Origin of the sequence: Actinomadura sp. 6K520 (assembly GCF_004349245.1) — a bacterium.
GTDB lineage: Bacteria > Actinomycetota > Actinomycetes > Streptosporangiales > Streptosporangiaceae > Spirillospora.
Genome location: NZ_SMLC01000098.1, coordinates 16350 through 27631, shown reverse-complemented (window position 1 = coordinate 27631; position 11282 = coordinate 16350). Strand labels below are relative to the sequence as shown.

The window sequence follows — 11282 nt, the reverse complement described above, 5'->3', positions numbered from 1 at the left end:
CCCGCCGCCGTCGTCACCGCCGCCGCAGGCCGCGACAAGCCCCAGGACCAGCGTCAGCACCAACGCTTTTCCTCGCACCGTTCTCCCTCATCAGCCCGCCGGGCCCGCGCGACACGGGACGGCACCAGGATCGTCCACGGAACGGGCCTCGATCCCGGCGGGACGGCCGGGTCGGCGGCCTCCGATCACGTGTACGTCCATCGTCCCGCGAAGGTTCGCCGCGGGTGGGCCGTTCCCGCATCTTCGGTGCCGCATTCCGGCCGCCCGGCCGGAACGCGCAGCGGGGCACTCCCGGACGCGCCGGAAGATACTCGGCCCTTTCCGGCGAAATAGAAATGCGCTGAATAAAGTCGCCGACTGGTGTGTGCTTTGAGCTGATATCGCCGCTTTCTTGGGATGTTCTCGCAGGTCAAAGGGTTCTCGTGATCTCCTATTCAAGATTGGGGAGGTGGCGGTTAAAAGCGGTGTTCCCCGTCGGAAAGCGCTGCGATGCTGGGTCGTGGCCGCCCGCGACGGCCCCGCAAAGTCACCGCCCGGGTGAGTTCTTGTCTGAAGGGACGCGCGATGAGAGCCCAGGGGCTGAGTCCCATCATCGACTCGGGCGCGGCCCCCGCGAGTCCCGCGTCGGGCGAGGCCGCGGCGGTGCTCGCCCCGGTCGTTCCGCGGCGCCGCGGCCCGCTGGGCGCCCGGATCCTGGCCGTCCTGTACCCGGTGTGCCTCGCCGTGGTGGACGGCTCGGCGATGGCCGTCGCCGTGCTCCGGCCGGCCGCGGACGCCGCCGTGCCCGGCGCGGCGGCCGTGGCCGTGGTCGCGTGCAACGCGGCGGGCGGCCTGTACCGGACGCGCCGCAGCCCCTCGCTGCTCGCCGAGGCGCCGGCGCTCCTCGTCCGGACGCTTCTCGTCGGCGCGCTCGCGGCGGTGCTGCTGCCGGGACCGGCCCGCGGCGACGCGGCCGCGTGGCTGTGGATCGCGACGGTGACGGTGTCGGTGTCGTTCGGTGTTCGCGCGTTCGTGCACGCGGCCGTCCGGACCTACCGCTGCCGCCGCTCTCGGGCCCGTCCGGCCCTGGTCGTCGGGACGGGCGGGACGGCCGCGCACCTGGTCGCCCTGCTGAGCGAACGCGGGGAGTTCGGGCTCGCGGCGGTCGGGCAGGTCGCGGCGGCGGACCCGGACACCGGGACGGGCGGGGCGGTCGCGCCCGTGCTGGGGGAGACCTCCGACCTGCCCGCGCTCGTGGAGGAGCACGGGATCGACACGCTGATCGTGGTCGCCGAGGACGTCGATCCCGGCCACCTGGACGCCGTGCTGCGCATCTCGTTCGGGCTGCCGTGCGAGACGCTGCTCGTCCAGCCGCCGTCGGACGTCGTCCCGGTGGCGCCGGCGCGGCGGGAGTACCTGGCCGGGCTGCCGTGCGCGCGGGTCGACTGGCGGCTGCGCGAGCCGGCGGCCCGGTGCGCCAAGCGGCTCCTCGACCTCGTCGCGGCCTCGGCGCTCCTGGCCGCCGTGGCCCCGGTGCTGGCGCTGTGCGCGCTCGCCGTGCGGCTGGAGGGCGGCCCCGGCGTGCTGTTCCGGCAGCGGCGGATCGGGCGCGGCGGCGAGGAGTTCGTGCTGCTGAAGCTCCGGACGCTGAAACCCGCCGACGAGCAGGAGGCCGACACCCGCTGGACGGTCGAGGGCGACGACCGCGTGGGCCGGGTCGGGCGGTTCCTGCGGGCGACCTCGCTGGACGAGCTTCCGCAGCTGTGGAACGTCATCCGCGGCGACATGAGCCTCGTCGGCCCGCGCCCGGAACGCCCCCATTTCGTGGAGCAGTTCTCGCGCAACTGCCCCGGCTACCTGCTGCGGCACCGCGTCCCGGTCGGGTTGACGGGGTGGGCGCAGATCCACGGCTTCCGGGGCGACACGTCCATCGAGCTGCGCGCGCGGCTCGACAACCACTACATCGACCACTGGTCGTTCGCGGGCGACCTGAAGATCCTGCTGCTGACCGTCCGCGCGATGCTGTGCAGGGACGCCGGATGACCGACTACGCATCCCCCTTCGCCTGGTCCGAGGCGACCCCGGTGCGGAAGACGAGAAAGGCGCGGAAGGCGGTCCAGGCGGCCAGGGCGGTCCGGGCGGCGCTGGGGCGGCCGAGCTGGCTCGTGGCCGCGGCGGTCGCGAGCATCGCGATCCCGTCCGGCTCGCAGGCGTTCCGGCCCGGCGTCCAGATCGCCGCCGGGGACGTCGCGAGCGTCCTGCTGGTGCTGGCCGCCACGTACCTGCTGGTCACCCGGCGGGTCACGATGCCGTCCGCCGCGCTGCCCGCGTTCGGGCCGCTGGTGGCCGCGTTCGGGGTGAGCACGGTGTGCTCGGCCGACGTCCTCGTCAGCCTGCCCGGCTTCGTGCGGAACGTGCAGCTGTTCGTGCTGGTGCCGCTGGCCGTCGTCCTGCTCGTCCGGGACCGCCGCGACCTCGCGATCGTCTGCTCGTCGGTGCTCGCGCTCGGGCTCGGGGAGGCCGGCTACGGGATCTGGCAGTCGGTCACGGGGAACGGCGCGTCGCTGGACGGGGCGAACATCCGCGCCGTCGGCACGTTCGGCGCGGTCGACGTGATGGCGATGTCGGTCGTGGCCGGGCTGGCGTTCCTCATCCTGACCGTGTTCGCGCTGTGGGCGCCGGGACGCGGCCGCGCCGCGCTCCCGGCCGCGCTGCTCGGGCTGGGCGTGCTGGCCGTCGCGCTCGCGCTGGCCCTCAGCCGCGGGACGTGGCTCGCGCTCGGCGCCGCCGCCGTCCTCACCCTGGTGATCTTCAACCGGTGGACGGCGGTGAAGGTGCTGGCCTGCTGCTGCGCGCTGCTGCTCGTGGCGCCCGTCCTCGCGGGCGGCGGGTCCGCGGCCGTCCTCGACCGCGCCGGGTCGATCGCCGGGTCGCTCAGCGACCCCGACCGGTCCGTCGCGGACCGGTACCACCTGTGGGCCGCGGCCGCGCGGATCTGGGAGGACCACCCCGTCACCGGCGTCGGGGCGAAGAACTTCCCCGCCTACCGCGACGCCTACGCCGGGATCGAACTGTCGTCGGGCAGCGAGACCGCCGACCCCGTGAACGGGTACATCCGGCAGCCGCTCCTGTCGCCGCACAACCAGTACCTGCTGTTCCTGGCCGAGCAGGGCGTGGTGGGCCTCGCCGGCCTCGCGGCGCTGTTCGGCGCGCTGCTCGCCGGGCTGTGGAGGCGCCGCCGCGGGCACGACCCGTTCTGGCTCGTGAGCGTCTCGCTGCTGGCGTTCCTGCTGGTCAACTTCCTGTACGCCGATCTCGGCGGGCCGACCTGCGCGCTGTTCGCCATCGTCCTCGGGATCGTGGCGTGCCGGGCGTTCGACGAGCACCGTCCCGGGGAGGCGCGGCCATGACCCCGGCCGACCAGGATACAGTCGCCCGCGCCACCTCGGTGGGGCGTGCCGCGGCCCTGTCGGGCGTGCTGATCGGCGCCGGCACCGGGCTCGGGTTCGTCCGCGACCTGGTGGTGGCGCACCTGTTCGGCGCGAACGCCGCCACCGACGCGTTCCTCGTCGCGTGGACGATCCCGGAGACCGTCTCGCCGCTGCTCATCGAGGACGCCATGGCCCTGCTCATGGTGCCCGTCGTCACGCGGATGCTCGCCCGGGGCGACGGCCCGCGGGCGCTCGTCGGGACGGCCCTGCCCCGGCTGGTCATCGCCCTGTCCGCGGGGGCGCTGACCCTCGTGGCCGCCGCGCCCTTCATCGTGGACGTCCTCGCGCCCGGCCTCACCGAGCGCGACCCGGCCGTCCGATGCTTCCGGCTGACGGCGGTCACGGTCGTCACGTTCGGCGTCGCCGGGTTCATGAGCGCGACCCTGCGGGCCCATCACCGGTTCGGGCCGCCCGCCGCGATCTACCTCGCCTACAACGTCGGAATCCTCGCGTTCATCGCGGGCCTGTCGGGGCTCGTCGGCATCACCAGCGTCGCCGTCGGCGTCGCCTGCGGCAGCGTCCTGATGATCGCCGTGCAGGCGCCCGCGTTCGTCCGCTGCCTGCGCGCCTCGCCCGCCGCGCCGCCCGCCGCCCGCGAGCGGGACGTCGTGCCGCGGATCGTGCTGCTGGCCGCCGCGCCGATCGTCGTCTACACGGTGACCAGGCAGGCGCAGGTGTTCGTCGAGCGGTTCTTCGCCTCCGAGCTCGCCGCCGGGTCGATCTCGCACCTCAACTACGCGCAGAAGGTCGCGCAGGTGCCGATGGTGCTGTCGCTGCTGATCGTGACGGTGACGTTCCCCAGCCTCGCCCGCGCGATGGCGGACGGCGACACCGCCCGGGTCGCCCACCGCATCCGGCAGGACCTCGCCGTCGCCAGCGCGATGGTGCTCGCCGCGGCGGCGTTCCTCATCGCGTTCGCGCCCGCCGTCATCAAGCTGCTGTTCGAGCACGGCGAGTTCACGGCCGAGGACACCCGGAGCACCGCGGCCATCCTGCGCGTCTACGCCCTCGGCCTGTGGGGGCAGTCGGCGGTCGGCCTGGCCGCACGTGCCTTCTTTGCGCAGCGTCGGCCGACCTGGCGCCCGGCCGGCTTCCTCGCCGTGGGGCTCGCCGTCACCGCCGCGATCGGGGGCGCGTTCGCCGCGTCCGCCGGGACGCTCGCGCTGGCCGCCGCGAACGCCGCCGGGATCACGCTCGCCGCCGTCCTGCTGCTGGCCGGCCTGCGGCCGGACGTCGCGCCGGTCCCGCTGCGCCGGATCGCCGCGGACGTCCTGCGGCTCATGCTCATCGCGGCCGGGGCCTGCGCGGCGGGCCTCGGCACGGGTCTCGGCACGGGCGCCCTGCTCGGCGCCGGGACGCCCGCGCTCGTCCAGCTCGCCGCCGGCGGTATCGGCACCGCCGCGGCCTTCGCCGTCCTGACCGTCCTGGCGGGACCCGGCCCCGTCACTTCATGGATCACCGCGGGACCGTCCGGCGCGCTCGGACGCCGCTTCCGCACCGACTCGGGGGAGACCAGTGACCCAGCCCACCGAACCGACGACACACCCGACCGAGACCGGCCGGCCCGGCGCGATCCGCCCGGCGGAGCGGATCCGCCGGGCGCCGCTGGTGCTGATGTACCACTCGGTCGATCACTTCCATGAGGACCCGCACCTGGTGACGGTGTCACCGGCGCGGTTCGAGCGCCAGATGGCGTGGCTGCGGGCCCGGGGCCTGCGCGGCGCCGGCGTGGCGGAGCTGCTGGACGCCCGCGCCGCGGGCAGGGCGCGCGGCCTCGTCGGGCTCACCTTCGACGACGGGTACGCCGACTTCGCGACCCGGGCCCTCCCGGTACTGGTGCGGTACGGGTTCGGCGCGACCGCGTTCATCGTGTCCGGGCGGACCGGCACCTACAACGCGTGGGACGACGGCCCCCGCAAACCCCTCATGACGGACGAGCAGCTCCGCACCGTCGCCGCCGCGGGCATCGAGATCGCCTCGCACGGCAGGCACCACGTGTCGCTGCCGGAGACCGACGACACCGAGCTTCGCGAGGAACTGGAGGAGAGCCGCGCCCGCCTGGAAGAGGTCATCGAAGGGCCCGTCACCGGCTTCGCCTTCCCCTACGGGCACGCCACGGCGCGCGAGATCGAGGCGGCCCGCGCCGCCGGCTACGACTACGCCTGCCACATCCGCCCGGACGAGGCGACGCGCCACGCGCTGCCCCGCGCCTACGTCGGCGACCGGGACGGGCCGCTGCGGATGCGCGCCAAGCTCCTCCGCCACGAACTGCGCAACCGGAGCCGCGTGTGACCCGAGTCCTGCACGTCATCACCGGGCTGGAGCACGGCGGCGCCGAACGCCAGCTCGCCCTGCTGCTGCGCCACCTGCCGGTGGCCTGCGAGGTCGCGACGCTCACCCGGACCGGGACGCTCGGCGCGCAGCTCCGGGCCGCGGGCGTGCCCGTCCACGAGATCGGCATGCGCCACAACCGGGACCTGGCGGCGCTGCCCCGGCTCGCGCGGCTGATCCGGCGGGGGCGGTACGACGTCGTCCACACGCACCTGTACCGGGCGTGCGTCTACGGCCGCATCGCCGCCCGGATGGCGGGCACGCCCCGCATCGTCGCCACCGAGCATTCGCTGGGCGACGGCCACCTTGAGGGCCGTGTCCCGTCGCGCGGCGTCCGGGCCCTGTACCGGGCGACGGAGCGGCTCGGGTCGGCGACCGTCGCGGTGTCGCCGACCGTGGCCGCCCGGCTGCGCGGCTGGGGGGTGCGGCCGGGCCGGATCGTCGTGATCCCGAACGGCATCGACGCCGCCGCGTTCGCGTTCGACGCCGCGCGGCGCGCCGCGACCCGGCGGCGGCTCGGCATCGCCCCGGACGAGCGGATCGTCGGCGCCGTCGGGCGGCTCGTCCCCACCAAGCGGTTCGACCTGCTGGTCGAGGCGGTCGCGCCGCTGCGCGGCGTCCGGCTGCTGCTGGTCGGGACCGGTCCGGAGCGGGCGAGGCTGGAACGGCTGACCCGCGACCTCGGCGCCACCGGCCGGGTGATCTTCACGGGGGGCACGTCGGACGTCGCCGGGGCCCTCGCGGCGATGGACGTGCTCGCCGCCCCGTCCGTCCAGGAGTCGTTCGGCCTCGCCGTGCTGGAGGGGCTGGCCGCCGGGCTCCCCGTCCGGTACACGACCTGCCCGGCCCTCGACGACCGCCCGCCCGGCGAGGCGCCGCAGGCGCTGCGGCTGCCCACCGATGCGCGGGTCTGGAGCGCGGAACTCGCACACCTCACGCGCGGGACGCCGGAACGGACACCGGTGCCGCCGGTCGTCGCCCGGTACGCCATCGCCGAGCAGGCCGCCCGGCTGGCCCGGCTCTACGAGGACGGTCTGGACACCGTCGCCGAGCCGTCCCTCTGCGAGGGCGCTCCGACACGAGAGAGGGCACATGATGCCGCAACATGATGCCAAGCGGAGACCCGCGGGGAGACGGGTCCGGCCGCCCGGAGCGCCCGTGCGCCGCCGCCCGCGGCGCGCACTCGTCGTGGCCGCGGGGCGCGCGCGGGGACCGGCCGTCGAGCTGCTGGTGCGTTTCCGGCTGTCCATCGCCTTCGTCGTGGCCGGCTTCCTCGGCGGGCTCGGATACGGGTTGTTCGCGCCCACCACCTACACCGCGGCGGCATTCGTGATCGTCGTCGAGGAGGACCAGGCCGGCGGGCAGTCCGGTCCCGCCGCGGTGAGCTTCGCGCAGGCGTACGGGCGGCTCGCCCCGCTGCCGGAGACCCTCGACCACGCGAAGCTGCCGCTGCCGGAGACCGCGCCCGGCGCCACCCGCGAGCACGTCCAGGCGTCCACCTCGCCGGACACGCCGCTGATCCGGCTCGCCGGCAGCGGGCGCACCGCACGCGACGCCGCCGCGTACGCCAACGCCGCCGCCGACGCGCTCATCCGGTACGGGGCGGCCCACCGCGCCGACACCGGGGTCCGGGTCGCGCTGATGACGCCCGCGCAGCCGCCGGACGCGCCGACGTCCCCGAACCCGCCGCTGGACGTCGTGGTCGGCACCGCGTCCGGCGGCCTGCTCGCCGGGCTCAGCGCCGCCGTCCTCAGCGGCCGGCGCGGGCGGGCGGCCGCCGCCCGCCGCCAGGGCGTCGCCGTGCCCGGACCGTCCGCCGGCGAGCCGGCCGCCGTGGGGACAGCCGCCGCGGGGACGGGCACGGCCGGGACCGGCACTGCAGGGGCCGCAGGGACCACCGGCACCGCCGAGACGGCCGCCGCCGGCCACGCGGGGGTGGGATCGTGAGCCTGTCCGGTCTCACCCGCGGGGACCTCGCCGCCGGGCTGTTCGCTCCCTCCGCCGCCGAGTGGTCGGTGGAGGTGCACCGCGACGAGCAGGCGCTCGTCGGCCTGGCGGGCGAACTGCGCGAGCTGTACGACCGCTGCCCGGCGGCGACGCCCTTCCAGACGTACGAGTGGCTCAAGGCATGGTGGGGCTGGTACGGGACGAGCGGCCGCCTCCGCCTGGCGCTGGTCCGGTGCCGCGGCCGGGTCGTCGCGGCGGCGCCGCTGATGGCGGGGGTCCGGCACGGTTTCCCGGTCCTCCTGCCGCTGGCCGGGGAGCAGAGCGACTTCACCGACTTCCTCGTCGACCCCGTGTACGCCGACGGCGCCGCGCGATACCTGACCCGGGCCCTGCTGGACGAGCCCGGCTGGTGCGCGCTGGACCTCCGCGAGGTCCGCCCCGGTTCGGCGGCGCACCTGGTGGCGGAGCAGTGGCCGCGCCGGTCGTGGCGGATGCCGTCGTCGGTCTGCCTGGAACTGCCCGCCGCCGGGATCGACGAGGTCCTCGCGCGGCTGCCGCGCCGCACCGCCGGGAAGATGCGCGCGAAGCTCCGCAAGATCGACGTTCGCGGCATCGACGTCGAGCACGTCCCGTACGAGGGGGTGCCGGACGCCGTCCACGCGCTGGTGGACCTCCACCTACGGCAGTGGCGGGGCCGTCCCGTCAACCCCGAGCACACGCGCGACCGGTTCCGGCGCCACCTGGCCGAGGCCGCGAGCGGGATGGTCCGCGACGGGCGCGCCGCCGTCCTGGAGTACCGCTGGGACGGGCGGCTCGTGGCCGCCGACCTCGTCCTGATCGGCCACCGGTACGTCGGCGCCTACCTGTACGGGTCGCTTCCCGACCTGCGCGGCTGCGTGGACGTCTCGCTGATGCTGCTGCGCGAGAACCTGGCCCTCGCGCGGGACCGTAACCGGCAGGGCGTGAGCCTGCTGCGGGGCGACGAGCCGTACAAACTGAAATGGCGCCCGACCCCCGTCCAGAACCAGCGGATCATCCTCGGCCGGACCGCCTCCGCCGCCGCGTTCGCCCGCCTGGCCCGGACCCGCGCGCACCTGGCGGCCCGGCGGCACGGGCGGCGCGGAGGCCATGGCTGAGGGCGGGGCCGCGGCCGGGATCGCGGACGGGACCGGCGGGGCCGCCCCGCTGCGGGTGCTGCACGTCAGCCGGCCCACCGCGGGCGGGGTCGCCGGCTACGTCGCGCAGGCGGCCGGTGACCAGCGCAGACGCGGCTGGGACGTCGCCGTGGCCGCGCCGCCCGGCGGTGACCTGTCCGAATGGTGCGCCGCGGCGGGCGTGCCCTGGTTCAAGTGGCCCGCCGGGCGCGCTCCCGGCCCCCGGACCCTGCTGGAGGCACGCCGCCTCCGCCGCCTGGTGCGGAGCTTCGCGCCCGACGTGATCCACCTGCACTCCGCCAAGGCGGGCCTGGCGGGACGGCTGCCGCGCCGCCGCGGCACCGCCGTGATCTTCCAGCCGCACGGCTGGTCGTGGCTCGCCGCCACCGGGTGGCAGGCCCTCGCCGGCCGCCGCTGGGAACGGCTCGCCGCCCGCTGGAGCGACGCGCTGATCTGCGTCGGGACCGGCGAGCTGGACGCGGGGATGCGCGCCGGTGTCCGCGGCCCCTACCGGCTCGTCCGCAACGGCGTGGACCGCGAGCGGTTCAGTCCCGCCGGCGCCGACGCCCGGCTGGCCGCGCGCACCCGCCTCGGCCTCCCCGCCGGAGCGCCGCTCGCCGTGTGCGTCGGCCGCGTCACCCGCCAGAAGGGGCAGGACGTCCTGCTCGCGGCCTGGCCGGACGTCGCGGAGCGGTGCCCGGCCGCCCGGCTCGCCATCGTCGGTGACGGCGAGGACCTCGACGCCCTGAAGAAGCGGGCCGTGCCGGGGGTGCTGTTCGTCCCGGCCGTGGCCGACACCCGGCCCTGGCTGGCCGCGTCGAACGTCGTCGTCCTGCCGTCGCGGTGGGAGGGGCTGCCGCTGACGGCGCTGGAGGCCCTCGCCACGGGGCGCCCCCTCGTCGGGACGGACGTCCCCGGCATCACCGAGGTCGTCCGGCCCGGGGTGGGAGCCCTCGTACCCGCCGAGGACCCGGCCGCGCTCGCCGAGCAGCTCGCGCTGCGGCTCCTCGTCCCCGGGCTCGCCGAGCGGGAGGGGCGGGAGGCCGCCGCCGCGTCGGCCGACTACGACATGGCGCGGACGCTGTCGCTGCTGGCCGCCGTCACCCGCGAGGTCGCGGGGCTCGGCGAAGCGCCGGAGGAGGCCCTGGCGGACGTGCGGGCCGTCGCCGGCGGCCTGCTCGGCGCCCGCGGCACGGGGGCCGTGGGCGAAGGCGCGGCGGACGGCGTGCCGGATGGCGTGGCAGGCGGCACGGTGGGCGGCGTGGCAGGCCAGGTCCAGGGCGTCGGTGCGGCGGGGTCTGCCGGGGACGGCTCCGGAGCCTTCACACCGCCGAACAGTTCGCGGTAGACGTGGGAGGAACGCGGGTTGCGCCCGCAGGTCCAGACGCCGTGCGGGCAGTAGTCCGTGATCGACTGGTACACGACATCGTGCGACATGATCCAGTCATGCATTCCCTGGATATATTCCGGGTTGTCGGAATTGCGGAACAGACCCCACTCGGGAAACGAGATCGGCTTGCCGTGCGCGGCGGCGAATTCGGCCTGCGCGCGCAGCCCGTACGGCTCGTTGACGAAATCCTCGAACGACTCGCCGGCCGGCTGGTCGTAGCTGTCGGAACCGATGATGTCCACGACGTCGTCGCCGGGATAGCACTCGGTCCACGGAATGGCGTCCCGGCCCCGCGTCGGCGCGAAGTCGAAACGGAAGCGCGCCCCGGGCACCGCCCGCATGGCCGTGACGATCCGCCGCCAGTACGCCTTCCAGGCGGCGGGATCCGGGGCGCAGATCCCGTTGTAGGTCGTCCCGTTCATCTCCCAGCCGAGCACGATGATCGAGTCGCCGGCCCCGGCGGAGGCCAGGCGGCCGGCGAGCGTGCGGTAGTGGCCGTCGAACGCGCCGGCCGCGCCGCCCCGCAGCAGCGAGCGCACCACCGGCGCCGGCAGCCCGGCCTCGTTCGGCGTGATCATCGGGACGTTGACCACCAGCATCCGGCGCGGGTCGGCCGCCTTCCAGCGCGCCCACGCGCCGAGCATCCGCGGCGGCCCCTCGATGTCGGCCCAGTCGTTCGACGGAAGGTAGGTGCGCCCGACCGTCACCGTGGAGCCGAGCCATCGCTGGAAGGGCCCGACCCGGGCGACGCCCTCCTCGCCCGAACCGAGAAACGCCCCCAGCGGCACGTACTTCGGTGCTTTCTGCACCGCCGGAATGAACGGCCGTGTCGCCAATGTCGCCGCGGTGAGCGCCACCATCATGACTGACACGGCCAAAATGGAAGGGAGTGGACAGAACGGAATCGTCCTTTTCCGCCGGTGTCCGCACGGGCGCTCCGCCGAATGGATATTGGGAGCTCGCATGCGTATGGTATGCCCAGGGTGTCCG

8 protein-coding genes and 1 pseudogene are annotated in these 11282 nt (G+C 75.6%); 8 read left to right on the top strand and 1 reads right to left on the bottom strand.

What is annotated here, in order from left to right:
* Positions 1-564: 564 nt before the first annotated feature.
* From E1289_RS23755 to E1289_RS23720, 8 genes and pseudogenes are all read left to right on the top strand, one after another.
* Positions 565-2022, top strand: a complete 1458-nt coding sequence (locus tag E1289_RS23755) for a sugar transferase (protein WP_165970588.1) — start codon at positions 565-567, stop codon at positions 2020-2022.
* Positions 2019-3389 carry an O-antigen ligase family protein gene (locus tag E1289_RS23750; protein WP_131983777.1) on the top strand — a complete coding sequence of 457 codons (1371 nt, stop codon included), beginning with the start codon at positions 2019-2021 and terminating at the stop codon, positions 3387-3389. Before E1289_RS23755 ends, E1289_RS23750 begins: the two co-directional genes overlap by 4 nt.
* Positions 3386-5113: a lipid II flippase MurJ gene (locus E1289_RS23745; protein WP_243713098.1), complete on the top strand. Its 1728-nt coding sequence runs from the start codon at positions 3386-3388 to the stop codon at positions 5111-5113. Before E1289_RS23750 ends, E1289_RS23745 begins: the two co-directional genes overlap by 4 nt.
* Positions 5085-5762 (top strand): polysaccharide deacetylase family protein, encoded by a 678-nt coding sequence (locus E1289_RS23740; protein WP_131983785.1) that lies wholly within the window; start codon positions 5085-5087, stop codon positions 5760-5762. The genes E1289_RS23745 and E1289_RS23740 overlap by 29 nt, the downstream gene beginning before the upstream one ends.
* The gene (locus tag E1289_RS23735) at positions 5759-6910 is read left to right on the top strand and encodes a glycosyltransferase (protein ID WP_131983775.1); all 1152 of its coding nucleotides are present in this window, start codon (positions 5759-5761) and stop codon (positions 6908-6910) included. Before E1289_RS23740 ends, E1289_RS23735 begins: the two co-directional genes overlap by 4 nt.
* A gap of 49 nt (positions 6911-6959) precedes the next feature.
* A complete protein-coding gene (locus tag E1289_RS23730; RefSeq protein WP_131983773.1) occupies positions 6960-7748 on the top strand; it encodes a hypothetical protein in 789 nt (262 codons plus the stop codon).
* On the top strand, positions 7745-8884 hold the full coding sequence (locus E1289_RS23725) for a GNAT family N-acetyltransferase (protein ID WP_131983771.1): 1140 nt from the start codon (positions 7745-7747) through the stop codon (positions 8882-8884). The genes E1289_RS23730 and E1289_RS23725 overlap by 4 nt, the downstream gene beginning before the upstream one ends.
* A pseudogene (locus E1289_RS23720) lies at positions 8877-9920 on the top strand (glycosyltransferase); the annotation flags it as partial. The gene E1289_RS23725 and the pseudogene E1289_RS23720, both read left to right, overlap by 8 nt.
* 44 nt (positions 9921-9964) lie before the next feature.
* On the opposite strand, the gene E1289_RS39750 reads toward E1289_RS23720, so the two are convergent.
* The gene (locus E1289_RS39750) at positions 9965-11155 is read right to left on the bottom strand and encodes a glycosyl hydrolase (RefSeq protein WP_243713099.1); all 1191 of its coding nucleotides are present in this window, start codon (positions 11153-11155) and stop codon (positions 9965-9967) included.
* Positions 11156-11282: the final 127 nt, after the last annotated feature.

Coding starts and splice junctions, on each gene's coding strand:
- E1289_RS23745 (WP_243713098.1), top strand. CDS start 3,386: ATGACCCCGGCCGACCAGGATACAGTCGCCCGCGCCACCTCGGTGGGG.
- E1289_RS23755 (WP_165970588.1), top strand. CDS start 565: ATGAGAGCCCAGGGGCTGAGTCCCATCATCGACTCGGGCGCGGCCCCC.
- E1289_RS39750 (WP_243713099.1), bottom strand. CDS start 11,155: ATGATGGTGGCGCTCACCGCGGCGACATTGGCGACACGGCCGTTCATT.
- E1289_RS23740 (WP_131983785.1), top strand. CDS start 5,085: ATGTACCACTCGGTCGATCACTTCCATGAGGACCCGCACCTGGTGACG.
- E1289_RS23750 (WP_131983777.1), top strand. CDS start 2,019: ATGACCGACTACGCATCCCCCTTCGCCTGGTCCGAGGCGACCCCGGTG.